Below are 25,135 nucleotides of genomic sequence, written 5' to 3' on the forward strand. Positions count from 1 at the left end.
TAGAAAATCAATCGTTCAAGGAATTGTTACAAATAAGGGGTTTTTCTTCCAAAGATAGGGGGGTTCCCTGATATGTTTTAAATCACACTTCTTCTACAATAGGTTTATGTTAATTGATTTGAGGAGGAGTTCGTATGCAGGCAAAAGCTGCAGCAATCCAAAAAAGGCAAACACCAGCTTATAATAACGCGTTTGCATCAAAATTTGCCAAGTCCATGTTTTTATCTGTGCTAGGGCTGGCGGTTTTATCATTTATTGGAACGAGAATGTTTACACATGTTGACTTAAATTTATACGGCTATATGGTAGGAACGATTGTTTTCATTGGAGGTTTCTTTTACCGCTTCATTGCTTGGGGAGAAAGACCGCCAACGAAGATCATTATTAAAAAAGGTATAAAACTAATATTTCGAAAATCAACCCCAAAAACATCTGTTGAGCATTTAGCTACCTACAATTTCATTTGGAATAGGGGAATTTACCGATGGACCCAGCATATTTTAATCGGTTGGGGTTGCATCCTTTCTTGTTTTGTTACATTTCCGCTAGTCTTCGGTTGGATGTATTTTACGATGGACGAGAATGGCTATTACAACATCATTGCGATGGGGATACAAGTCATGACCGTACCTGCAGATGGTATCATCGCGAATCTTTCTTATAATGCGTTAAATATTACCGCAGTAATGGTAATTGCAGGGGTTTGTATGGCATTGTACCGCCGAATGAAAAATCTACAGGCAAGAGCTGAACAAAAATTTATGTATGACTTGCTGCCACTTTATATGCTGTTATTAGTCAGCATTACCGGTTTACTTTTAACCTTCATGAACATTTTCTTACATGGTGCAGGTCAGCCAGTGATGTCACTCATCCACCAATGGTCAGTAATTATCACATTGATTTACCTGCCATTCGGAAAGCTTGCTCACATTCCATTCCGCCCTATGAGTGTGTTGGCAAGAAACTATCGTGAGCATTATGCAGAAAAAGAAACGAAGAAATGTAAGGTTTGTGGAGAGGGCTTTGTATCGACTGAACAGTCACAAGATGTCATCAATGTACTTGATGTGAACGATATTCATTTTAAAACAAGAGAAGGCCATCATTTAGCAGAAATGTGTCTTCCTTGTCGCAGAAAATACCGGATTGCACAATTTTCCGGCTTCCCAACCCACGAGGTTAAAGTCAAGGAGGCAAATCAGAATGCAAAGGGATAAGTTTTTTAAAGAAGTTAAAAATGTCATTCATCCGAACGAAAAATTAATTAAAACACATTGTAGCTATTGCGGTATGCAATGTGGAATGAATTTACGAGTCAATACAACCACCAACAAAATAGTTGGGGTCGAGCCGCGCTATGATTGGCCGGTAACCGTCGGAAAAATGTGTCCGAAAGGGGTAACAGCATACCAGCAAACGAACCACAAAGACCGAATCTTAAAACCACTTATTCGTGATGATGCTTCATTAAAAGGGACAAAAGAAGGATTTCGGGAAGCAAGCTGGGATGAAGCATATGATTTAATCGTAAAAAACTTCAAGAAGCTGCAAGCAGAACACGGCAAGGATTCATTATCCGTCTTCAGCGGAGTTTCAATGACAAATGAAAAATGCTATTTAACAGGAAAATTTGCTCGGGTCGCACTAGGTACTCGTTACATTGATTACAATGGACGTTTCTGTATGTCTAGTGCTGCCGGTGGATTCCTTCGCTCCTTTGGGGTTGACCGTGGTTCGACAATACCATGGACGGATATCCATGAAACAGATTGTTTGTTTATCGCAGGAAGTAACACAGCAGAGTGCCATCCGACTTCCATGTTCCGTGTTTGGAATGTACAGGAGCGAGGAGGCTACATTATTGTCGTTGACCCACGCGAAACACCGCTAGCAAGAAGAGCAGATGTACACCTTGATTTAAAACCAGGTACAGATTTAGCCCTAGCAAACGGGATTTTACATTTACTTATTGAAAATGGATATACAGACGAAGAATTTATTGCCAATCACACGAATGGCTTTGAAGAGACAAAGGAACTTGTGAAGGAATTCACACCTGAATACACAAGCGAATTAACAGGAATTGCACCAGAAAAGATTATCCGCGCTGCTGAGATTTATGGTAAAGCACCAAACGCGGTTGTAATGTTTGCACGCGGCATTGAGCAACAACATAAAGGCGTTGATAATGTATCTGGATATACAAATATGGCCCTTATTACAGGAAAAATTGGCTGTCCAAAATCAGGCGTAGCCACTTTTACAGGTCAAGGAAATGGGCAAGGTGGCCGAGAACATGGTCAAAAATCAGACCTGTTACCAGGCTATCGCAAACTGACGAATCCGGAGCATGTTAAAGAAGTTTGCAGTGTTTGGGGAATTACTCCTGAAGAAATGCCAAAACCAGGTGTTTCTGCATATGAAATGTTTGAATTAATGGATCAAAAAACAATTCGTGGACTCTATCTCCTTTGCTCAAACCCAGCAGTATCTGCACCAAACTTAAACTTCGTAAGAGAGGCACTTAAATCACTAGACTTCATGGTGTGTGCAGATTTTTACCTATCAGAGTCAGCTGAGTTTGCAGATGTCGTTCTTCCGTCTGTGACATGGTCAGAAGATGAAGGAACAGTTACGAATATTGAGGGGCGTATTATTAAAATCAATAAAGCACAAGAACCAATTGGTGAATCCAAGCCTGACTGGCAAATGCAGGTTGAACTTGCAGAGCGTCTAGGTAGAGGGGAATATTTTTCACACTTAAAAACAGCAAGAGACGTTGCTGACGAGTTCCGACTTGCAAGTAAAGGTGGCTATGCCGATTACTACGGGGCGACATGGGATAAAATCGAAAAGCAAGATGGCGTATTTTGGCCGTGCCGTGATGAGGAAGACAAGGGAACACCACATATGTTCCTTGATAAGAAATTCTATCATCCAGATGGAAAAGCGAAAATTTGTGCATTGTCATATCGTCCACCTGCAGAAGAACCGGATAAAACATATCCACTTCGCTTAACAACAGGACGTGTCGTGTACCACTACTTATCTGGAAACCAAACAAGACGTATTTCGTTTCTACATGATATGTGTCCGGAACCATATGTCGAGGTTCATCCAGAATTGGCGGCAGAATATGAAATTCAGCATGAAGAACGTGTTCGCCTTTTTACAAGAAGGGGCGAAAGTATTTATAAAGTGAAAATCACGGAAGCTATTCGAAAAGATACGGTATTTGTTCCTTATCATTTCGGTCATGAGGAATCTATTAATCTACTGACAATTGCAGCACTTGATCCAATTTCAAGAATGCCAGAGTTCAAGGCATGTGCTGCCCAGATTGAAAAATTAGTTGCAAAGAAGGTGCAGTAAATGCAAAAACGGCTTTACCTAGAACTTGAAAACTGTATCGGTTGCCGCTCTTGTCTTGCGGCATGTACACAATGCGGTGGGCATGAACAACGAAACCGAAACTATGTATATGATGTGAATCCGCTTGTGAATAGACAGACCATGCCACTTATGTGCCTTCACTGTGTAAACCCAGCTTGTGCTAGAAGCTGTCCGGCACAGGCGATCCAAATCCATGAGTCAGGTGCCGTGTTATCCGCACTCGTGGAAAAATGTATTGGCTGTCAAAACTGTACGATTGCATGCCCATATGGAATTCCGAAATTCGATGAAGAGCAAAACTTAATGTACAAATGTGACCTCTGTATTGATCGCTCAAAGGATGGCATTCCACCAATGTGTGCAAGTGTTTGTCCGTCTAACACCATCCAGTGGTTAACAGATGAAGAAATCGAAAATAAGAAGAAGCACCATAATCTTGATAATGGAAAATGGGTTACAAGCATGCCGCTTGAAGGAGAAACGAACGTAAAGATAAGTTTACCTGGTATTTTACAGGGTATTCAGAAGTTATTTTAGAAATATGTTCAAAAAGGAAGCATCCGCTAAGGAGTGATGGGAATGCCGTCTGATAAAAATAATAAAATCCCTTTTAATGAGGATAATTACACGCATAATATTAACCGCAAAAATGAACGAAGCCTTGACCGCCGGGGCTTCATGAAGACTTTAGTTGGAGCGGCGGGAGTGTTTGCAATTTCATCCCTGCCATGGGGGGCTGTTGCTGCTAAGGAATTAATGGGACTTGGAGAAAAAGAATATTCCCATAAAAAAATCACCGATGTGAGTAAAATAGCTGTGGGTGATTCTATTGATTTTACTTTTCCTGGTGACCATGATGATGCCATTTTAATTAGACTTTCCGAAAACAAATATGTGGCCTATCAAAATGCATGTACCCATCTACGTTGCCCTGTTTTTTGGGTGAAGGAGGAGGAACAAATGGTTTGTCCTTGCCACCATGGATTCTTTGATGTAGAAACTGGTGCACCAACTGCAGGTCCACCACGCCGTCCATTGCCGGAAATTCAAGTGAAGGTGGAAAATGGTGTAGTCTATGCGGTGAGGGTGAAACGATATGAAGCGTAGTTACCAAGGTGTACTCCTCCTATCCGTCATCTTGTTATTAAATATCATTTTTACACAAAAAATGGTTCATCAATACTTTTATGAAAACTATGTAAATACGCTGATCTATTGCGGCTTAAACATTGTGTTATTTCCAGTCGCATTGGTTGTATATAAAAAGTTGAAAAAGGCGTGACGTACATGAACAGTGAAACCTATCTTGATTTTTGTTTTATAAGAGAGGCAACCGGAAATTTTACGGAAGAAATTAATGAGCTCTTAACAAAGCTGTTTAAGGGCATACGATTGAGTTGGTACTTAGAGGAAAAGACGGAGGAAGGCATTGAAATCGTGATTGCTGAGGTCAAAGGAATGAGTAGATGGCAATCCGAGGATGAAACCATCGAATACATCGAAACACATGCAGACGATGCCTTTTGGTCCTATCTTCAAGGTTATAAAATGTTCATCTATCCAGTTAAGAGAGGGTGTGGCAGCTGTGGAGTTAACTGAAATTAGTAGCTTGGAATCTTTTATTTTGGGAAATGTGGAAGTTTCTATATTGGATGAAGATGGGGATGATAAAGCTCCTTTCGTAAAAAAGGAAATTATTAAAACAGAGCTTTGCCCGGATCGGACCCACCTCCGCCTTTATTTTGACCGGTTGCAGTTCTTTGCGGTCCCTTTAACTGCAGAGGTAGCGATAAGTGACGATATTTGGTCGGCTTTTGATGAGCAAGCGGGATTAACCTATGTCGTAAAAAAGGTGTGTGGCCAGGATGGTTAGAAAAATTCAACTTCCCCTTCAAACATTAAACCTTGTTGTTGGTTTTATGGTCTGGGTGCTTATTTCATCGCTCTTGCCTTTTATGAAAGAGGATATTCATATACCAGCAAATCAATTAGCATTGGTTACTGCAATACCCGTTGTCCTTGGTTCAATTTTGCGAATTCCACTTGGGTATTACGCAAATCAAATTGGGGCACGAATCATCTTTTTACTAAGTTTCATTTTATTGTTGTTCCCAGTTTACTATATTAGTATAGCTGACACAGTAACTGACCTATTGATTGGCGGGCTGTTTCTGGGTATCGGTGGAGCTGTTTTCTCAGTAGGGGTTACTTCATTACCTAAATACTACCCAAAAGAAAAACACGGATTTGTTAATGGGATCTATGGTGCGGGGAACCTTGGAACGGCAATTTCAACCTTTGCAGCACCAGTGATTGCTACAAAAATCGGTTGGTCGTTAACCGTTCAATTATATTTAATTGTTCTTGCCATTTTTATCGTAGCAAACTTTTTATTAGGAGATAAAAAGGAAGTAAAGGTTCAAACTCCTTTAATGGAGCAAATTAGAGGAGTCTATAAAAACGAAAAACTATGGCTTCTAAGCTTATTCTACTTTATTACGTTTGGGTCTTTCGTTGCTTTTACCGTTTATTTACCAAACTTTTTAGTGGAGAATTTCGGTTTAGATAAGATTGATGCGGGGATTAGAACAGCAGGCTTTATAGTGCTTGCAACCTTGATGCGACCAATAGGTGGTTGGCTAGCGGACCGTTTCCATTCTTTAAAACTATTGATGTTTGTGTTCGGGTGCTATACGGTTTCTGCCATGATCCTTTCATTTGCTCCTTCAATCGGTTGGTATACAATCGGATGCTTAACAATTGCTTTCTGCGCGGGAATGGGAAATGGGGTTATTTTTAAATTAGTACCAATGTATTTCCAAAAGCAAGCGGGGATTGTGAATGGTATTGTATCAGCAATCGGTGGACTAGGAGGATTTTTCCCACCTATTCTTCTTGGGATCCTGTACCATGTCAACGGACATTACGCAATCGGATTTATGGCCTTATCTGAGGTGGCATTAGCAAGCTTAATTCTTGTGGTGTGGATGTACTACAATGGAAGAATGGAACTTGCGAAACAGGTCATAGATCATACTGCAGAAGGAATCATGGTTACGGATGTACATGGAAAAATCATTTCTGTGAATCCAGCTTTTACGACGGTTACAGGTTTTACAGAGGAAGAAATTATCGGGAAGACACCAAATGTCCTAAAATCTGGTAAACAGCCAAAAGAATTTTATGAGGACCTCTGGCAAAAAATCGAAACAGAAGGCTTCTGGCAAGGACAAATCTGGAACAAACGTAAGGACGGATCGAACTACTTACAATGGCTCACGATCAGTGCCATTAAAAATGATTCTGGCGATATCGTACAATACGCTGGTATGCTAAGTGATATGACCGGAAAACAAGTTAAACAAGGTTAAAAAATCGGGCGCAAATGCGCCCGGTTTTTTTGAGCAAACTCGAAACATTTCTTTTGCTAATCGTGGTGTCCGCAGGAGGCATTTCAAATCTTTAGTGGCTCATACCCTAAACCTAATTGAAGTGAAAAATCTACTGATGAAAAATAAAAAATGAATCCTATTTACGGGATTCATTTTTTTATTTCAGCAAATTCGCTTGCTGTCTTTTTTAATAACTCTATTTGGTCGGTTGTGTATTTTACTTCAGTGCGTGAGCCGATTAGAAGGACCCCAGCAACCTTACCATTCACATGGACCGGGACTGCAACAGCTGAAACTAGGTTTTCTGCTAGCATGATTGGGTATTGGAGTCGTGTTTGCTGTCGGTTTGGTGTATCAATGTCTAGGATCATGGTAATACCGAAACGGACAACGGAGCCAGATAGGCCTTTGCCTGGACGAATGACCATATTCTTAAAACGGTTATTTGTAAAACCGTAGGCATATTCCCAGCGGATTGTATGAGTTTCTTGATCGACATTCGCATATGCAGAGAAATCACTTGAGGTATTTGTACACAAATCATGAAGTTTTTGTTCAATTTCCACGTGTATTGCTTCCATGAGTAATCTCTCCTCGATATTGTTCGTGATTTCTTCTTTATATAGACGTAATAGAAATTTTATATCTTCCTATCTATTGTAAATCTTTTTAACAAGATTGTATGTCAGGGAATTCCCTTATCTTTATGGTCATTAAAGATGAATTTTATGTTCGTCGTAGGGGGAGTTCTTAGAGGATGTGCTTGTCTAGGGGAAAATCACGGGAAATTAAATAGGGGAATTCGGAGAAAAAGTTCAGGAGTTCCCCTGATACCGGTTTTTCACTATTGGCCGTATGATTATAGTATAAAGTCATGGCGGGGGGAACCAAAAATGGCAATGAGTATACAGGAACTAAATAGCGAGATTCCTCATATAGAGTCAATTAACGAAAGCATCGATCAATTTTTATCTGAAGAAAATTTAAATAAATTGCAAAGTATTATGCGTACAAGAAAAGTAGGAGCGGGAACTCACCTCTTTTGGGATGGTGAGGAAGCGAAAGAAATGTATTATATCAAGTCTGGCAGAGTGAAACTCCGTGCATCCTCAGAAGCAGGAAAGGACTTCTTACTATCAATTAAAGAAAAAGGAAGTCTAATTGGCGAATTTGGCGGCTTCACTGAAAGCCTATACTACAATTATCGTGCAGATGTAGAAGAAGCTGCTGAGATCGGCATTATCCATATTAATGACTTGAAAAAGTTATTATATCAATTTGGAAACTTTGCAGTCGAATTCATGAGTTGGATTGGCTGGACACAGCGTATCATGCAGAACAAATTATATGATTTCCTGTTTTTTGACAAGCAAGGAGCACTGGCATCTACATTAATTAAACTAACCACAACACATGGTGTTAAATGTAAAGATGGCATTCTGCTTGCAATCGAACTAACAAACAAAGATTTAGGGGATTTCATCGGCACTACTCGTGAAAGTGTCAACCGTATTTTAAACAGCTGGAAAAGAGAAGGAATAGTTGAAATGTACGACCATAAAGTGGTCATCAACCGAATCAATTGCTTATACGAGATTTGCGACTATTCGGGTGGGGTCCATTAATAAATGAATAATAATTTCAATATGTAAATGTGATTATTAACAAGGGACAGTTTGATGAGCTGTCCTTTTTTTATTGCAAATTATGTCAGATATCTAGGTTATTTTGGGAGATTATTACATTGACAAAATATGTTTGAAGGAATAACCTACCATTATCTTTATATTCACAGAATACTATATTTAGAAAATATACAGCATAGTTTGAAAATTTATTCGACGTGTGTACCTGTGATTGAGGATGAAGTGAAAGTATTTGTGAAAGGTAGGTGTCTTTATGTTTATAGCAATGATGTTCTGGGTTGGGGTTATGGTATTTAGTGTAGTGTTAAATACATTTCTTTGCTATAAAGTAGAAAAATCCGGTGTAAAGCGTTGGGGAGCTACTGGAAAATTATTTAAATATAAATAGAAAAGTGAGGGGATTCGATGGTTTGGTACATAGCTGTATTTGCTTTTTATATTGTTTTTCTTATCTGGGCAAACCTCAAAAGCCTTAAGGCTGCAGAATCAATCGATGATTTCGCAATCGGTGGGCATAGACTAGGTTTGCTGATGAGTATCGGTACTACAACCGCTACATGGGTAAGTGTGGCATCGGTTATTGGAATACCGGGTTATCTTTATAGTACTGGAGTGGCTACGATTATCGGTTGGGTAGCCGGTTGGGCCTTTGGTGGAGCATTACTACCACTTGTCGCCTACAAAGTCAGAAGGCCAAAAGTACCTGCAAGGACATTCCCGGAATTTATTCGATTTCGATTTGAACCTTTTAAGAAAAAGAGTTCCCTCCAAGCCCTGGTTGGAATACTAATGTTTATTGGTTACTTGCTCTTAGTTAATATTCAGGTAACAGGTTTCGGTATTGTGTTTTCCACGATAACAGGCATTCAATATGAATTTGCTATTTTTGGTTTCTTACTATTCATACTATTAACAAGCCTGGGAGGGTTCTGGTCAGTTGCTGCAACTGACACATTAAACACAATCCTTATAACAATTGGTGTTATATTAGCAGCTGGTGTTGTCTTGGTTTTGACTGGCGGAATGACCAATATCCTCGATACACTTGCTACCACTACAGCGCCAACAATTGTAGGGGGACCCGAACTTGAAAAGGGAATCCTTCTTTCACCAGTGGGGTCATTTGGTCTTGGAGCATTATTTTCTATTTTTATCTCAAATTCACTTGGAACACCTTCTTCACCACACTGGGTAGCAAGAATGGTAGCACCCAAAAATATTAAAATTGCAATCTTACAGATCATGGGTACCATATTTTTATTAATTTTTATCATGGGGCCACTTATCATCGTTGGCCTAGGTGCAAAAGTATTAATACCTAGCTTACCAGTTGGGAAAACAACAGATTATATTGTTCCATTGCTGATCCAAGAGTATATGCATCCATTTATTGGAGCCGTTATACTTATCGCCATTTGTGCGGCAGCAATATCAACTGCTAACTCAATGCTTTTACACTGTGCAACGTCACTTTATTATGATGTGTATTTAAACATCTCTTCGAAAAAGGTTTCAGACAAAGGTTTTAGAAATTGGTTGCGATTAAGTATTTTTGGAATTGCAATCGTAGCTGTTATCCTTGCAATTAAACCACCATGGTTTATCGCAATGGGCTTCACGTATGTATACGGTGGCTTTGGTGCAGCTTTCTTCTTAGTTGTATTTTTTGGACTATATTGGAAGAGAATGAACAAAGCAGGAGCCTATACAGGAATTTTAGTGGGTTCAGTAGTGTATATTATCGCAAAAGCGTTGGAAGCTACCAATCCATTTGTCGTAGCCGTAACAGCTTCATTAATCGGAGTTCTAATCGCTGTATTTACAACTAAAAAACCTCCAATCGAAGCATACGAACCATACTTTGACGCAGAAGTCAGCGAATCCACAGAAGCACTATATGCGAAAATCAGAGAATAACTGGGACACGGGGACAGGTCCCTTGTCCCACCAGTTTTTCCTGGGACAGTGACCTGTCCCTCTGACCCAATATAGAAAAAGGTGACCTATTTTTTGTAGGTCACCTTTTGTGTTTTATATAGAGAACATAATGTGGGGTGGATCAAATAACAATCTAGCGAACGACGAACTGAACTTTTTAAAGAACAAGTTTGTCGCCGATTTGTAGATTGTATTTTTTTATAGTCCCCGTTGGGAGCTCTAATGTAGAAAAAGCTCTTCTTTTAGGAATCGCAATCCTCCACGGCTGGAGATTATAGCGGACATCTACTATTCTATTTTCCTTATCTAAAAAAACAATATCTAGCGGAAATCTCATAAAGAACATATGTATAGATTCACACGGTGTTAAATGAAGCCCTTTATTTACGTATGGTTTCCTTTCAAACATCAAGCCCTTGAATCGCTTCATAAATGTATCAGCCTTGATAATTGGGAGATCTAGGTCTAAAGAATGCTGCATAATCCATTCCTCCTATTAGTTTGTTCCGTTAATGTTCATTATATAGTATATTTTGTTCTAAATAAAAAACAAAATAGTAAGAAAAAGAGAGAAAAAGAGAGATTAATAGAGAAAGATGGTCATTATATAGAACAAATGGCCTATTTTCGCTGTTTCCAATATAGAACGTTCGATATATACTAAAGTCAAGTTCAATATAAAGAACAAACATAAAACAAAAAAATTTAGGAGGAAACAAAAATGATGAAAAACTTAGTAGGAAGATTGGTTAAGGAAGAAGAAGGACAAGCATTAACAGAGTATGGGTTATTGGTTGGGTTGATTGCAATTGTTTTGGTGACTGCAATCACATTTCTAGGTACAGAGTTAAAAGAAGTATTTGTTGAAATAAAAAATCAAGTGGCAAAGATCGTTTAATACAACAATTTACAATTTAAAGCCCTGCTCCGGCAGGGCTATCATTTTAATAAATTGGAGGTATACCAATGGAAAACTTAATCATCTGCCTCATTCTAATCATCTCCGTAATAACAGATCTTCGCAACCGAAAGATCCTTAATATTGTTACCTTTCCAGCCATTATCGGCGGCCTCATTTACTTTACTATTTTCTCTGGGTTTGATGGTTTTATATTTAGTGGGAAGGGTTTTTTAGTGGGACTCGGATTACTTTTTATTCCATTTGCAATGGGAGGTATAGGAGCTGGAGACGTTAAACTATTAGCCGCAATCGGAGCCTGGAAAGGAGCAATGTTCGTTTTTTATACGGGGATATATGCTGTGATTATCGGAGGAGTCATTGCGGTTGTCATCCTGATTAAACAGAGGAAGTTGGGATTCACATTTAAAAGTATGGTATTTTCACTAATGTTCTTCAGAGGAACTCAAGGTTCATTAGAGATCAACTCTGGTAATCAAGGAACGGTATCCATTCCATATGCCGTACCAATAGCGATTGGAGCTCTACTAACCTTTATGTGGGAGTTTTTACTATGAAATCACAAAAAGGTCAATCATTAGTCGAGACAGCACTAATTCTACCAATCATATTAATGATTTTATTTGGGATTACAGATTTTGGCCGTGTCTTTCATGCATATTTAACACTTGATCATGCAGGGCGGGAAGCTGCTAGGGTTGCAACAGTTGGTTCCACTTTAGGAACAATCCAAACTAAAATTACGAATGCTACAGACACATTAGAAAGTAATACTCCAGGTGAACCCAAAAAGGTCGGACAAACCATATATTTTGGTACTTCGGTGGTAACTGATAGTACAACCACTCCTACAAGTGGTGATGAAGTGAAAATAGAACTAACCTACAAAGTTGACTTTTTAACGCCGATTATAAGCCAAATAGTAGGAGAGTTCGATTTAAAAGATATAACGGTTATGAGGGTGGAATAAATGAAAAGAACCTATCAATTTATTAAACATTTTTATCACGACCAAAGTGGTGTTTCAATGGTTCTTGTTGCTCTCCTAATGGTAGTATTGCTTGGTTTTTCAGCAATCGTAGTGGATGCAGGTGCTTTATATATGAAGAAAAGTCAGCTTCAAAATGCATTGGATGCGGCTGTACTTGCCGGAGCCCAAGAACTAAGAGGAGTAGCCTTTGATGGAACAATCAGGGCAAAAGCAAAACAGGCAGCAATAGATATTGCACAAGAAAATGGCATTACTATCGTCGATGCTGGTACAGAGGATAACAAAATAGTAGTTACACAAGAATCTGTAGAAGTTACGCAAACTGTAAAAGAAAACCTCTATTTCGCAAGAGTTTTATCACCAGACCTAACTAATGCTGATGTAAAAGCACATGCTAAGGCTGAAATACAATCATTAGTTGATCCAAATGGGGCGATACCAGTGGCTTTTAAGCACAAGCTACTTCAGGATGGAAGCTTTGGTCAAGAATTTCGTTTGAAAGCAGAATCATCTGAAACCGGGAATTATGGATTTCTGGCGATCGGTGGACAAGGGGCAGATGTACTTGCAAAAGGGATTAAAGAAGGTGTCACAGTTAATATTGGAGAAAAGCCTAATACCGAGCCAGGAAGTATATCAAGTGTTACCGATGTATTTGATGACAGAATTAAAGAGGATAACAATGACCCAAATAAAAAGGAAAAGTGTAATGATCCGACTACTGTGGACAATACATGTCGACGGCTAGTAACCATCCCATTGGTTGACGTTGAGACATATCCGAACGGACGAAAAGAAATTGAAATTGTGGGTTTAGCAGCATTTTTATTAACAGAAGCAAGTGGGAATGGAAATAGTACGGTAATAACAGGGAAATTCATCGAATACAAGCTAAAAAACAGTTACACCCCAAACCAGGGTTTTCCTGAAACAATTAGAAAGGTCAAACTCATTAACTAGTACAAATATGAAAAGCAGGTGACGTATGAACACGAAAAAAATCTGGATAGCTGCAATGGTTTTTGGTCTAGTTGCCTCTGGGCTATTATACATACTTTTAAACACTGAACAGCCAACGAAAGCACAAACTGCTAGCAAAGAAGTTGTACAGGAAGATAAGGATGAAGAAAAAGAGGAAACTGTACAGCCGGAAGAAACAGAAGTGGCTTCCGCTGAGTCGTCAGGAATAAAGATTGCAAAAGGAAACCGTGCGATGACATTCGGCGTGACAGATGTTCAAGGGGTAGCTGGACATGTTAAACCTGGTTCATTTGTCGATGTTGTGGCAGTAATGACGGTGCCGGAAGAATATAAAGCGGAAGGACAACATGATTCCGCAACACTCCTTTTACAAAATGTGAGGGTAATAGAAATTGGTCATGCAGCGGATGATCCTGAAACTGAGAAGAAACGTTACCAAATGGTAACTGTTGAAGTAACACCGAAGCAAGGTTTGGCATTAGGATTTGCGTCAAGATATGAATTGTATTTAATGCTTAGAGAAGAAGGGGACCACGATGTGGAACCAACACATACGCATGTTCATGAGGACCAACTTCACGAAGGAGTGTTTAAGTGATGATTAAACTAATTTCTATTTTTGAAAATGAAGAAACGAAGTCTATGCTTGATGCTATAGCGAAAAAAGTAGATAGAAAAATAGAGTGGACTACTCATGAGGAACTTTTCGAGAAATTGCTTCCAACTGAACAGTCACTTGTATTACTTCCACAATCTATTTCATATGACATATACAATCTATGTTCAAAAATTAAGAAGGAATACCGGAATGCAAAGGTATTGCTAGTTTTCGAATATGAGACAGAACTAGATTCCAAACAGGCAATTCGTGCAGGAGCGACCGACGTGACTTTTCTATCGTCAAGTCCTTCAAAAATCCGTGATGATATTCAAAATGCAATTCAAGAAACTAAAAATCAGATCATCTATCAATTGGATCAACCTAAAAAGAACGGAAAAGTCATTACGGTTGGAAGTACAAAAGGTGGAGTTGGCAAAACAAGTATCTCTGTTAACCTAGCTGCATCTTATGGAAAGAGATTAGCAAAGGTTGCGATTCTTGATTTGGACCTTCAGTTTGGTGATGTATCCATGTTCTATGATGTGAAGCCGAAAAGAACAATATATGACTGGGTAAAAGAAGATCGTAACGGGTCGCAAATTGAAAACTTTATGACGCCATTTAAAAATGGAATTTCTATTTTAGCAGCTCCACAGCGACCTGAATTTGCAGAGGTGATAACAGGTGAAGATGTGAAAAGGGCGATAAAAGCGCTAAAGGAAAACTACGATATTGTCGTCGTCGACACAGCACCACATTTAGATGAAAATTCAATTGTTGCTTTGGAAAAATCGGATGAAATTCTTCTCGTCACACATCAGGACCTACCAACCTTAAAAAATACAAAATTATTAATTGAAACATTAGAAACCTTACAGCTTCTAGAAAAGGTAAAAATGGTTTTAAATCGCCATGCCAAGGTAAAAGGGCTAACTATCGAAACGGTCGAAAAGATCATTGGGCAAAAGGTTGCCTTCACATTACCAGCAATGGAAAAAGTAATGGTTACTTCAGTCAATGAAGGTAAGCCACTCGTCTATTCCTATCCTAGGTCACAGGTGGCGAAAAAAATTTTTCAAATGGCCGATACCATTGTTGTGCCTGTTAGTACAACCGGCCGCAAAAAGCTTAAGTCAAAACGAGTGATCCATGCAGGGGGTATGGTCTGATGTCGTTATTAGCGAGGCTTGGTGGTGAGACTCCGGTTAAGGAGCTAAAGAAGGACCCTCCAAAAATAAAGACAGCGAGCGTTAAATCAAGTGAACTAGGAGTTCGCCTACACAATTACCTAGTTGAGGAATTGAAAAAGCCAATCTATCAAGATCGAAACCTAGAGGAAATAATTGATAAGCTTTCGGAAAGCTTTCTTGAAGAAGAGGGTGAACAGCTCGCTTACGAAGAAAAAAAGCAACTAAAATATGATATGTCCTACGAGCTAACAGGTTTTGGACCAATTTCTCCATTGCTGGCTGACCCTGAAGTTTCTGAAGTCATGGTAAATGGTCCAAAGGATATTTATATTGAATCGAGGGGGAAAATCGAAAAAACAGATGTACAATTTCGCGATGATTTGCATGTTTTACGGATAATCGAAAAAATTGTTGCTCCATTAGGACGAAGAATTGATGAGAGTTCACCATTAGTAGATGCAAGACTACCAGACGGATCGCGTGTGAATGCGATTATTCCGCCACTTGCTTTAAATGGACCAACTATTACAATTCGTAAATTCTCTGCAACTCCTTTTACGATCTATGATTTGTTGCGTATGGGGACTTTAAGTGAACAGATGGCCGATTTTTTAAAGGCTGCCGTAGAATCAAAGCTAAATATTTTTATTAGTGGGGGAACAGGATCAGGGAAAACGAGCACATTGAATGTGTTGTCATCCTTCATTCCGAGAAATGAACGCATCGTTACAATCGAGGACGCCGCCGAGCTCAGGTTATCACAAGACCATGTGGTGTCACTGGAGTCACGTCCACGAAATATTGAGGGGCAAGGTGAAATAACCATTCGTGATCTTGTTCGAAATTCACTGCGGATGCGTCCAAATCGAATTATTGTCGGAGAAGTCCGTGGTGCGGAAGCACTTGATATGCTTCAAGCGATGAATACTGGACATGATGGAAGCTTAGGAACAGGGCACGCGAACACCCCTCGAGACCTTTTAGCAAGGCTAGAGACAATGGTGCTAATGGCCGGATTCGATCTTCCTGTTAGAGCTATTCGTGAACAAATTGCGGGTGCCCTTAATTTAATTGTCCAACAATCTCGAATGAAAGACGGTACAAGAAAAATCACGAAAATTACCGAAGTTTTAGGACTTGAGGGAGATACGATTGTCCTGCAGGATCTTTTCGTTTATCAGGAGGGTAAGAAACAAGAGTTTGCCTCTACTGGAATTCTTCCGGATTGTGCTGAAAAGCTTGAGTATGCTGGCTTTAATGTGCGATCGATGATTAGGGAGGAGTGGATATGAGCACTTCCGTTTTAATTGCTATGTCTGCGTTTTTGGTAGTTACCCTTTTTACCGGAATGGTAATTACAATGATTACGGAAAAAGGAAAGTATGAAAAACGAGTCAGTAAATATTTACCCATAAAAAAAGAGGAAGAAAAGAAAAAGAAGAATCGTGAAGGTGTTTTCGTAAAAAAGATCAGCGAAAGAATGGAGCGGGCGATTCATTTTTCAAAATACGAAACAATACTTACGCAATCAGGGCTAAAAATGAATCAGGGTGAATTGTTTATTTGGAGAGTCATTGGTGCTTGTGTAGTTGTGGGTATTGGATACTTATATGAGTTCCATTTCCTTTTATTGATTTTATGTGGAATCATCGGATTCTCCCTTCCGATTTTGTATATCAAACGTAAACGAAAACTTCGTCTGAAAAAGTGTTCTGAACAACTAGGGAATGCACTAGGGACAATGGCAAATGCATTAAGGGCTGGATTTAGTTTCATGCAGGCGATGAAAATGGTAACCGAAGAAATCGAAGATCCATTAGGACCGGAATTTTTGAATACACTTAAGGAAATCAATTATGGTGTTAAGATTGAGGATGCCTTTGATAATCTACTTAAAAGATTACCAGACCGAGAGCTCGAAATGGTTTTAACTACGTTGCTAATCCAACGTTCAAGTGGTGGAAACTTAGCATATTTACTTGAAACAATGCAGGAAACAATTATTGATCGCTCAAGGGTGCAAGATGAGGTAAAGACATTGACTGCACAAGGTAAAATGTCATCAGTTATCATTACTTTATTACCGCCAGCATTGGCATTGTATTTAACTTTAGTAAACCCAGAATATTTTAATATGCTTTTTTCACATCCATTAGGTTGGGGGATGCTTATCGTGGGTGGAATTAACATGATATTAGGCTGGTTATTTATTAATAAAATTGTACACATTGAGGTGTAGGTTCCAATGATACAAATCTTTTTTATTGTCACTAGTTTTCTTTGTTTTATGTTGGTCATTGGTGGGCTGCTAAGTCTAATATATAAAAAGGATATTGCAATTGAGGTGCGGACCAAGCATTATTTTGGTCCAGACATAGAAAGAGAAATACCTGTGAAGAAACAAAAATTACAGTTGCATATAATGAAGAATTATAGCGACAGGCTCAAGTTGGTCGTTGATAAAAAAATGGCGAGTTCGAAAAAAAGAGAACTCGAGAGAAGGCTACGTGAAGCGGGATACCCGTTAAATATGTCAGCCATCGACTTTCGTTTTTTACAGCTGTTAATTGGGGGTGTCCTGTTTCTATCGGTCTTTTTGTTATTAGGTAGTACGGCCATTTTTTCAAGGATTTTACTAGCGGGTGTGGTTGCGGCTCTAGGGATTTATTATCCTTCTTTTTATTTAAGTACAATTATTAAAAAACGGAGACATCAGATTCAAAAGAGTATGTCTGATTTTTTTGATATGGTCAATTTATCGATTGGGGCAGGAATGGGGCTGGATGCCTCGATCCAAAAGGTATGCAAGCAAATGAAAGGGCCATTGTCAGAGGAATTTATGCAAACAATGGAGGGCATGAAGCTAGGAAAATCAAGGAGAGAAGCATTTGCAGATCTCCGTGCTAGGGTTCCAATTCCACAATTCCAAAGTATCATTACTTCACTCATCCAAGCGGACATGTTGGGTGTCGGTATGGCAAAGGTTCTCCACCAACTGACGCAACGAATTAGGGAACAACGGACTCAGTTTGCACGTGAACAGGCCATGAAAGCACCAGTCAAAATGATTTTTCCAATGATGCTATTTATCTTCCCGTCCATCTTTATCGTGTTAATGGGACCGTTAATTATTTATCTAATCGAAAATGTAATGTAAGACAGTTGACCAGTCCCAACATAGAAAAAGGTGACCGAATTTGGTCACCTTTTTTAAAGACATCACTGTCCCATCAAATCATCGCTTTGACTTGCGGTTTTGACTTTGAATTTCTTTGCCACATGATTGTGATGAATAATGTGACAATGAGAAGGATTAGCCCTAGGATGAATGGATAGATAATATTAACATCATATAATAATCCACCAAGTGTTGGGCCTAATATATTCCCAATACTCATATAAGCGTTATTCATTCCCATCGCAAATCCTTGTTCGTTGCCTGCAAGCTTAGAAATTAGTGTGTTAAGCACAGGTCGTAGGATAGAAGTAGCAAGGAAAACGAGTAGCGAAATAGCAAAAAACATTGCAAAACTAGTAGCAACTAATGAAAGAAGGAAGCCTAACGCAGCCACGGAAATAAAAATGTTTAAGATTTTTCCTTCTCCAAAGCGTGTTACCATGCGATCTACAACAAATAATTGAACTATAACACTTACAAGTCCAGTTGATGTTACCATGGTTGCAATATCCTGAGGTGTAGCTTGGTATTGGTTATCAACGAAAAGTCCGATAACTGATTCAAATGCCATTAAACCAAAGCTCATCACAAGTGTTATAATCAATGGAATGAAAAATGGCATTCGGACAGAACGTACTAGTTTTTTTGCCATTGTTTCATCATCAACAGGCATGAATCCTTCTTCTTTTTGTTGACTTTCCTTTAGGACCGCAAACGAGAAAATAACCGATATAAGCGAAACCAATGCGGAAATTAAAAAAGGAAATTTCAATCCAAAGTCAGCTAAAAATCCACCGATACCAGGTCCCACTACGATTCCAAGAGACATTGCCGCTGATACATAACTATTCCCTTTTGCACGTTGTTGCATCGTTGTAATATCCGCAACATAGGCAAAAATAGCTGGAATAAGAAGTGCTGCACCGATTCCGCCAACAACGCGGGATGCATAAAGTAGCCAAATTGAATCCACAAAATAAAAAATAAACATGGACAATGTTAACCCGGATAGTCCATAGATAATCATTTTTCTACGGCCATATTGGTCCGTCCATTTACCTGCGATCGGTGAGAAAATAAATTGCGCACCAGCAAAAATAGCAATCATGAGGCCAGCTGCTTTTCCACCCTCATTGATTGATTCTAGATAAGCAGGCAAAATGGGAATAATAATCCCAAAACTCCCTATTGCAATAAACATATTAATCATCAAAATGATCATTTTTTTACGTTGGTCTGCTGACATCAATACACCTCTTTTTTCATGAATATTTATATAAAAACTTTAATTCTATTTCTCATTAGCTATACTAAGTTAATACATCCCTAACCAGTTGTCAACGATTAAAAATTGGGGACAGGTTCCGCGCTGGGTCGCAGGGACAGGTCCCGCGTCCCACCATATTTTTCCAGGGACAAGGGACCTGTCCCACTGTCCCATAATAAATATAGATGAGGTAATTATATGAATGGTTTTGAAAGATTTAATTTAAGTGATGAAATTGTGAAGGCACTTTCGGGTTTGCGTTATCAAGATCCGACTGAAATTCAAGCGAAAGTGATACCTGTTGCGATGCAGAAAAATGATATTGTTGGAAAATCGCAAACCGGTAGTGGTAAGACTGCAGCTTTTGCGATTCCGATTTGTGAGTTGGTTGATTGGATTGAAAATAAGCCACAAGCCTTGATTTTAACACCAACGAGAGAGCTTGCTGTACAGGTGAAGGAAGATGTTATTCATATTGGTCGATTTAAGCGAATCAAAGCAACTGCTATTTTTGGAAAGCAATCCTATGAACGACAAAAGCTGGAGCTAAAGCAAAAGACACATGTAGTTGTGGGGACACCTGGGAGGGTACTAGACCATATACAAAAGGGAACGCTTTTCGTGGATCAAATAAAAATATCTAGTAATTGACGAAGCTGACGAGATGTTGAATATGGGCTTCATTGAACAAGTGGAGTCGATTATCCAAGCCCTTCCGACTGAGCGGGTTACGATGCTGTTTTCAGCAACATTACCTGAAGATGTTGAAGCTCTATCGGCCAAGTATATGAAAAAGCCAGAATATATTGAGGTTAAAAATCCAATTGTTGCAAAAGGAATGATTGAGCATTCTTTATTGAGTGTTGAAGAAGAAGATAAACTCTCACTTTTAAAGAACATTACGATTGTTGAAAATCCAGACAGCTGCATTATTTTTTGTGGAACACAGCAGGGTGTAGACGATTTGTATAAAAAACTGTCAAATGCCAATTATTCCTGTGGCAAAATCCACGGTGGTATGGTTCAAGAAGAGCGTTTCTCAGTGATGGATGATTTTAAGAAGGGTAAGTTTCGGTATTTAGTAGCGACAGATATTGCAGCAAGAGGGATAGATGTTGAGGATATTTCGCTTGTGATCAGTTTCGATGTGCCTCAGAATAAGGAGCGCTATGTTCATCGAATTGGAAGAACGGGTCGCGCAGGTAAAACTGGAAAAGCAATTACTCTCGCAACACCCCAAGAAGAAAATCTGGTAAAAGAAATTGAAGAATACATCGGTGAGGAGATACGGAACATCGACTCTCCAAGTAAGGAAGAAGTTGCTCGTGCAAAAGTAGCCTTTGTAGAAAAAATGAATGCTAAGCCACGACTTAAACAAGACAAAGCAAAGCAAGTTAACAAAGATATTTTAAAACTCTATTTTAACGGCGGAAAGAAAAAGAAGCTCCGAGTGGTCGATTTTGTCGGAACGATTGCTAAAATTCCTGGAGTATCTGCAGATGATATTGGAATCATCACCATCCAGGAAAACGCAACCTATGTAGACATCCTAAACGGGAAAGGCCAACGTGTTTTAACAGCAATGAAACAAACAACTATCAAGGGAAAACAACTAAAAGTATATATTGCAAAATAGCAAAACCTGACTTCATGTCCTAGGGTCCAAACAGGTCTCTTGTTCCACCATTTTTTTCCTGGGACAAGGGACCTGTCCCTGTGACCCAACCGTTTCCACGTCCAGCCCACCCGCGCCCCAAATCGATGAATTGCGGAAAAGGAATTTTGATGAGGTTGAGAGAATAGATTATTATATATAATTTTTGTTTTCTGAGAGGTTGGTTGATTTGGGGATATTTTCGCGTAAGCCTGATTTTGAGATTCCTTCAAGTGGGATACAGTCGGTTGAAGTGGTTACTCTTGGTGTTATAAAGCAATCGATTTTAATTCAAGCGGACGATGTAACAAAGCCGGTTCTACTTTTTATTCATGGTGGCCCTTCTATGCCGTTACCAGGTATTTCTTCAAAGGGAAGGGATTATACGATCATCACGAATACGAAGGAACTAGTGAAAAAATTTGTAGTGGTCTTTTGGGATCAGCGTGGAACGGGTAAATCATATCATCAGGAAATTCCACAAGAGTCTATGACAATTGAACAATTTATTTCGGATGCGAATGAATTAGTGGACTATTTGCGGGACCGCTTTAAGCAGGAAAAGATTTTCCTTGCTGAACATTCATGGGGAACTACTATTGGATTAAACCTAGCTTCAAGGTATCCTGAAAAGTTTAATTCATATGTAGGAATTTCTCGGATTATTAGCTGGACAGAGAACGATGGATTTGCTCTCAGGTGGCTAAAGGAAGAAGCGAAAAGACGTGGAAATAAGAAAGCAATCACAGAACTAGAAAATGTAGGAGAACCACCTTATATTGAGAGTTTTGAACAGTGGAGTGTCATTCGAAAATGGCAGCGTATCTTCAATACATTAGTCTATCAAACTGAAGATGCACCTGGGCTATTTGCACTCACAATGGATATGGTAAGGTCTGAGGAGTATTCATTGAAGGATGTGTACCATACATTTTATAAAGGCTTCAAGCTTATCTATTCACAGAGATTTATAGAAGAACTGGCTACAAATAACTTTATGGAGTCAGTACCCGAACTTCCTATACCCGTTACGTTTATTCACGGACGACATGATTTTCATGTGAATGGTAGCCTAGTAGAATCTTATTTTAATCAAATGGATGCACCAAAAGGAAAACGGATGATTTGGGTGGAGAAATCTGCGCATGCTTTTCATCCAAGTGATACAAAACGAATAGAGCAACATTTAATAGAAGAGTTAAGTCAATTGAAATTGTAAGAGGCAGAAGGGAGTTCCTATGGATCTTGTTGAGATTACGATACTAGTCTTAATATGGGGAATATTTGGGTTCAATATTATCAAAGTATACAATAAAGCAAAAAAAGAGAAACGTAATCAAATTTTTGACTATAAAAATTTCGAATTCTGGGAAGAAAGCATGCGGCTCATAGGTATACTGCTATTTATTTCAGGGCTAATTGCAGGTATTGCCTTAGTAAAACATATCGGTGCCTACTTATTAGCAAGCGGTTGGCTATTATCGGGCATTTTATTACTGAAGGAAAATAAGAAAAGAGGTGCCCTCATCATGATGGTGGCAGTCCTTTTTGGGGTAATTTATTATCTAATATGGTTTTAAGTCTGGGGCATCGGTGGGTGCTCCATTTTATATTGTATATTCATATGAACAAAGACGTGCCGAACAGAATACTCTTAAATGGAGCAAGATATTGTTATAATTGGAAATAATAAAGGCGAGCGAAAAGGGGAGGACAGTATGACGAAGCAGAATGTAGATGACTATCTTCAGCAGGGGATACATGGGACGAAGGAAATAAAACCAGAAGAACGCAAACAATTTCTTGGAACCATTAGGGAACGTGTATTATTGGCGTTAACTCAATCACAGATTAGAGAAAACAAGATTTTCCAAGAAGTCCAGGATGCATGTAAAAAAAACACCGGGGTACATATGTACTTAAATGGTCATATGAATTATCACTTTTTATCCAAATATGTGAAGCTGGCCAGTACAAACAACATGGAGTACACACTTGTCACGAACAAGGACTACAATTCGGACCTCGGGCTAGTACTTGCATTCGATCATGCCATCGATAAAGACGATATTTATATAAGGGAAAAAGGAAAACCAATACTGCAACAAGAGAATAAATCCGAAAAAAAAGGACTCCTCTCACTTTTTAAAAAGACCTTTAAAAAGTAGGGAAGAGTCCCTTTTTTGTGCGACACAGGGACGGGTCCCGCGTCCCAACATTGTTTTCCTGTGGACACTTTATACCGACCTTTCACAAAAAATAGAAAATTAGGGACCACTAGAACCGTCCCCTTGGTCCATCCTCAAAAAAAATGTTTGATTTTCTTGAAATTCCGTAAACTAGGAAGAATACATAAAGATTGTTTGGAGGAGGAGTACGAAAGTATGAAGACGCAAAAGTTGCAGTTGCCACTTCAAACCTCGAGCTTGGTTGTAGGTTTTATGGTGTGGGTGATTCTTTCTTCCCTCATGTCGAGCATTAAGCAGGATATACCTTTAACCGATAACCAAACCGCAATGGTTACAGCCGTACCTGTCATCTTGGGCTCACTGTTGCGAATACTATTAGGATTTTGGACAAATAAATTTGGGGCCAGATGGTTGTTTTTCCTTGGATTTGTCATCCTGATCCTTCCTATTTTCTATATCAGTATCGCTGATACCATGTTTGATTTGATTCTAGGAGGTCTTCTTTTAGGTGTTGGGGGAGCCCTGTTTTCGATTGGGGTTACTTCCTTACCGAAGTATTATCCGAAGGAACGTCATGGATTTGTAAACGGGATTTATGGTGCAGGAAATATTGGTACTGCAATTACTTCATTTGCAGCACCAGCGCTTGCAATAAGCATTGGGTGGCAAAGTACGGTTCGCTTGTTTTTAATACCAGTCATTTTATTTGCACTTTTAAACTTTTTGCTTGGTGACCGTCATGAGCCTAAAGTAAATAAACCTTTGAGTGAACAGATAAAAAGCGTTTATAAAAATGAAAAGCTTTGGTTCATCAGCTTATTTTATTTTGTAACCTTTGGGTCCTTTGTTGCGTTTACTGTGTATTTGCCTAACTTTTTAGTCACTCATTTTGGGTTAACTTCCGTTGACGCAGGATTGCGAACAGCTGGATTTATTACACTGGCAACCCTAATGCGTCCAATTGGGGGGTGGCTTGGTGACAAATTTAACCCGTATCTCATTTTGTTTATTGTTTTTAATGTAATCACGTTTGCAGGTGTGCTCTTGGCGTTTACACCTGATATTGTTTTATACACGATTGGCTGTTTACTCATCTCCATTTTTGCGGGAATTGGGAATGGAACGATCTTCAAGCTCGTCCCGTATTATTTTTCAAAGCAAGCTGGGATTGTGAACGGGATCGTTTCAGCAATGGGGGGCTTAGGTGGCTTCTTCCCACCAATCGTTCTTTCAATCGTGTTTGGAATGACGGGACACTATGCGATCGGGTTTATGTCGCTCGCGATGTTTGCACTGTTAAGCTCTGTATTCGTTGTGTGGATGTTCTATACTGAAAAAATTCAACTGGAAGCAAAGCTTATCGAGAATGTTGCTCAAGGAATGATGGTTACGAATCAAAAGGGTATTATTCAAAAGGTTAACCATGCGTTTACAACGGTTACTGGATTCGAACCAAATGAAGCAATCGGAAAAACGCCAAGTATTCTCCGTTCAGGAAAACATGATGCAGCGTTTTATGAACAAATGTGGGATTCAATTCGAACGAAGGGATTCTGGCAGGGAGAAATTTGGAATCGACGAAAAAACAAAGAGCTGTATCGTGAATGGCTGACCATTAGTGAAGTGAAAAATGAAGCCGGCGAGGTTAAATATTATGTTGGTCTCTTTAACGACTTGACTGAAAAACAGTAGACATAGGAGGGAAGAGCTGGGGTGCAAACCTCAGCTCTTTTTATGATAGGGATCCCATTTTAACGCAAAAATAAAGCGCAAATCCACGATTTAAGAATTAA

26 protein-coding genes and 1 pseudogene are annotated in these 25,135 nt (G+C 39.2%); 24 read left to right on the plus strand and 3 right to left on the minus strand.

Annotated elements, in window-relative coordinates; genetic code table 11:
- The first annotated feature begins 134 nt into the window (after positions 1-134).
- From CKK03_RS02460 to CKK03_RS02495, 8 genes are read left to right on the plus strand one after another with little or no spacing between them, the layout of a single operon-like run.
- On the plus strand, positions 135-1,220 hold the full coding sequence (locus CKK03_RS02460; protein WP_099361046.1) for a hypothetical protein: 1,086 nt from the start codon (positions 135-137) through the stop codon (positions 1,218-1,220).
- Positions 1,207-3,375 (plus strand): molybdopterin oxidoreductase family protein, encoded by a 2,169-nt coding sequence (locus CKK03_RS02465; RefSeq protein ID WP_099361047.1) that lies wholly within the window; start codon positions 1,207-1,209, stop codon positions 3,373-3,375. The genes CKK03_RS02460 and CKK03_RS02465 overlap by 14 nt, the downstream gene beginning before the upstream one ends.
- Positions 3,376-3,933 carry a 4Fe-4S dicluster domain-containing protein gene (locus CKK03_RS02470; RefSeq protein ID WP_099353997.1) on the plus strand — a complete coding sequence of 186 codons (558 nt, stop codon included), beginning with the start codon at positions 3,376-3,378 and terminating at the stop codon, positions 3,931-3,933. It begins immediately after the preceding gene.
- Positions 3,934-3,975: 42 nt separating this feature from the next.
- Positions 3,976-4,503, plus strand: coding sequence for a Rieske (2Fe-2S) protein (locus tag CKK03_RS02475; RefSeq protein ID WP_099361048.1), 528 nt, complete (start codon positions 3,976-3,978; stop codon positions 4,501-4,503).
- Entirely contained in the window at positions 4,493-4,678 is a 186-nt protein-coding gene (locus CKK03_RS02480; protein ID WP_099361049.1) for a hypothetical protein, read from the plus strand. The genes CKK03_RS02475 and CKK03_RS02480 overlap by 11 nt, the downstream gene beginning before the upstream one ends.
- A gap of 5 nt (positions 4,679-4,683) precedes the next feature.
- On the plus strand, positions 4,684-4,995 hold the full coding sequence (locus tag CKK03_RS02485; protein ID WP_099361050.1) for a hypothetical protein: 312 nt from the start codon (positions 4,684-4,686) through the stop codon (positions 4,993-4,995).
- Positions 4,982-5,269: a hypothetical protein gene (locus CKK03_RS02490; protein ID WP_099361051.1), complete on the plus strand. Its 288-nt coding sequence runs from the start codon at positions 4,982-4,984 to the stop codon at positions 5,267-5,269. The genes CKK03_RS02485 and CKK03_RS02490 overlap by 14 nt, the downstream gene beginning before the upstream one ends.
- Entirely contained in the window at positions 5,262-6,767 is a 1,506-nt protein-coding gene (locus CKK03_RS02495; protein ID WP_099361052.1) for a nitrate/nitrite transporter, read from the plus strand. Before CKK03_RS02490 ends, CKK03_RS02495 begins: the two co-directional genes overlap by 8 nt.
- 170 nt (positions 6,768-6,937) lie before the next feature.
- Here the strand turns inward: CKK03_RS02495 and CKK03_RS02500 are convergent, their stop codons facing one another.
- Positions 6,938-7,369, minus strand: coding sequence for a GAF domain-containing protein (locus CKK03_RS02500; RefSeq protein ID WP_099361053.1), 432 nt, complete (start codon positions 7,367-7,369; stop codon positions 6,938-6,940).
- A 312-nt stretch (positions 7,370-7,681) separates the two neighbouring features.
- Between CKK03_RS02500 and CKK03_RS02505 the strand changes: the two genes are divergently transcribed.
- Both CKK03_RS02505 and CKK03_RS02510 read left to right on the plus strand, forming a co-directional pair.
- A complete protein-coding gene (locus tag CKK03_RS02505) occupies positions 7,682-8,413 on the plus strand; it encodes a Crp/Fnr family transcriptional regulator (protein WP_180271124.1) in 732 nt (243 codons plus the stop codon).
- 426 nt (positions 8,414-8,839) lie between these two features.
- Complete coding sequence (locus CKK03_RS02510; protein ID WP_099361055.1) at positions 8,840-10,351, plus strand: sodium:solute symporter family protein; 1,512 nt, start codon at positions 8,840-8,842, stop codon at positions 10,349-10,351.
- Between the two features lie 178 nt (positions 10,352-10,529).
- Here the strand turns inward: CKK03_RS02510 and CKK03_RS02515 are convergent, their stop codons facing one another.
- The gene (locus tag CKK03_RS02515; RefSeq protein ID WP_099361056.1) at positions 10,530-10,853 is read right to left on the minus strand and encodes a DUF192 domain-containing protein; all 324 of its coding nucleotides are present in this window, start codon (positions 10,851-10,853) and stop codon (positions 10,530-10,532) included.
- Positions 10,854-11,093: 240 nt separating this feature from the next.
- On the opposite strand from CKK03_RS02515, the gene CKK03_RS02520 reads away from it, so the two are divergent.
- The 9 genes from CKK03_RS02520 (at position 11,094) to CKK03_RS02560 (ending at position 18,211) form a co-directional block, all read left to right on the plus strand.
- Positions 11,094-11,270, plus strand: coding sequence for a Flp family type IVb pilin (locus CKK03_RS02520; protein ID WP_245863963.1), 177 nt, complete (start codon positions 11,094-11,096; stop codon positions 11,268-11,270).
- 68 nt (positions 11,271-11,338) lie between these two features.
- Entirely contained in the window at positions 11,339-11,848 is a 510-nt protein-coding gene (locus CKK03_RS02525; RefSeq protein WP_099361057.1) for an A24 family peptidase, read from the plus strand.
- Positions 11,845-12,261 carry a TadE family protein gene (locus CKK03_RS02530; protein WP_099361058.1) on the plus strand — a complete coding sequence of 139 codons (417 nt, stop codon included), beginning with the start codon at positions 11,845-11,847 and terminating at the stop codon, positions 12,259-12,261. Before CKK03_RS02525 ends, CKK03_RS02530 begins: the two co-directional genes overlap by 4 nt.
- The gene (locus tag CKK03_RS02535) at positions 12,262-13,242 is read left to right on the plus strand and encodes a Tad domain-containing protein (protein WP_099361059.1); all 981 of its coding nucleotides are present in this window, start codon (positions 12,262-12,264) and stop codon (positions 13,240-13,242) included.
- Between the two features lie 25 nt (positions 13,243-13,267).
- Positions 13,268-13,861, plus strand: a complete 594-nt coding sequence (gene cpaB / locus CKK03_RS02540; RefSeq protein ID WP_099361060.1) for a Flp pilus assembly protein CpaB — start codon at positions 13,268-13,270, stop codon at positions 13,859-13,861.
- Complete coding sequence (locus tag CKK03_RS02545; protein WP_099361061.1) at positions 13,861-15,033, plus strand: CpaE/TadZ family protein; 1,173 nt, start codon at positions 13,861-13,863, stop codon at positions 15,031-15,033. The genes cpaB and CKK03_RS02545 overlap by 1 nt, the downstream gene beginning before the upstream one ends.
- Entirely contained in the window at positions 15,033-16,346 is a 1,314-nt protein-coding gene (locus CKK03_RS02550) for a TadA family conjugal transfer-associated ATPase (RefSeq protein ID WP_099361062.1), read from the plus strand. Before CKK03_RS02545 ends, CKK03_RS02550 begins: the two co-directional genes overlap by 1 nt.
- Entirely contained in the window at positions 16,343-17,293 is a 951-nt protein-coding gene (locus CKK03_RS02555; protein WP_099361063.1) for a type II secretion system F family protein, read from the plus strand. Before CKK03_RS02550 ends, CKK03_RS02555 begins: the two co-directional genes overlap by 4 nt.
- A gap of 6 nt (positions 17,294-17,299) precedes the next feature.
- Positions 17,300-18,211, plus strand: coding sequence for a type II secretion system F family protein (locus CKK03_RS02560; protein ID WP_099361064.1), 912 nt, complete (start codon positions 17,300-17,302; stop codon positions 18,209-18,211).
- 73 nt (positions 18,212-18,284) lie between these two features.
- On the opposite strand, the gene CKK03_RS02565 is transcribed toward CKK03_RS02560, so the two are convergent.
- Complete coding sequence (locus tag CKK03_RS02565) at positions 18,285-19,502, minus strand: MFS transporter (RefSeq protein WP_483866638.1); 1,218 nt, start codon at positions 19,500-19,502, stop codon at positions 18,285-18,287.
- A gap of 195 nt (positions 19,503-19,697) precedes the next feature.
- Between CKK03_RS02565 and CKK03_RS02570 the strand changes: the two are divergent.
- The 5 genes and pseudogenes from CKK03_RS02570 (at position 19,698) to CKK03_RS02590 (ending at position 25,034) form a co-directional block, all read left to right on the plus strand.
- Positions 19,698-21,135: pseudogene (locus CKK03_RS02570) on the plus strand (DEAD/DEAH box helicase).
- A 208-nt stretch (positions 21,136-21,343) separates the two neighbouring features.
- Positions 21,344-22,372: an alpha/beta fold hydrolase gene (locus tag CKK03_RS02575; protein WP_245863964.1), complete on the plus strand. Its 1,029-nt coding sequence runs from the start codon at positions 21,344-21,346 to the stop codon at positions 22,370-22,372.
- A gap of 19 nt (positions 22,373-22,391) precedes the next feature.
- A complete protein-coding gene (locus CKK03_RS02580) occupies positions 22,392-22,733 on the plus strand; it encodes a hypothetical protein (protein WP_099361066.1) in 342 nt (113 codons plus the stop codon).
- Positions 22,734-22,871: 138 nt separating this feature from the next.
- A complete protein-coding gene (locus CKK03_RS02585) occupies positions 22,872-23,321 on the plus strand; it encodes a YueI family protein (protein ID WP_099361067.1) in 450 nt (149 codons plus the stop codon).
- Between the two features lie 216 nt (positions 23,322-23,537).
- Positions 23,538-25,034, plus strand: coding sequence for a nitrate/nitrite transporter (locus CKK03_RS02590; RefSeq protein WP_099361068.1), 1,497 nt, complete (start codon positions 23,538-23,540; stop codon positions 25,032-25,034).
- The last annotated feature ends 101 nt before the right edge of the window (positions 25,035-25,135 follow it).

Origin of the sequence: Fredinandcohnia onubensis (genome assembly GCF_002734215.1) — a bacterium.
In the GTDB taxonomy this organism is placed as follows: domain Bacteria; phylum Bacillota; class Bacilli; order Bacillales; family Bacillaceae_L; genus Ferdinandcohnia; species Ferdinandcohnia onubensis.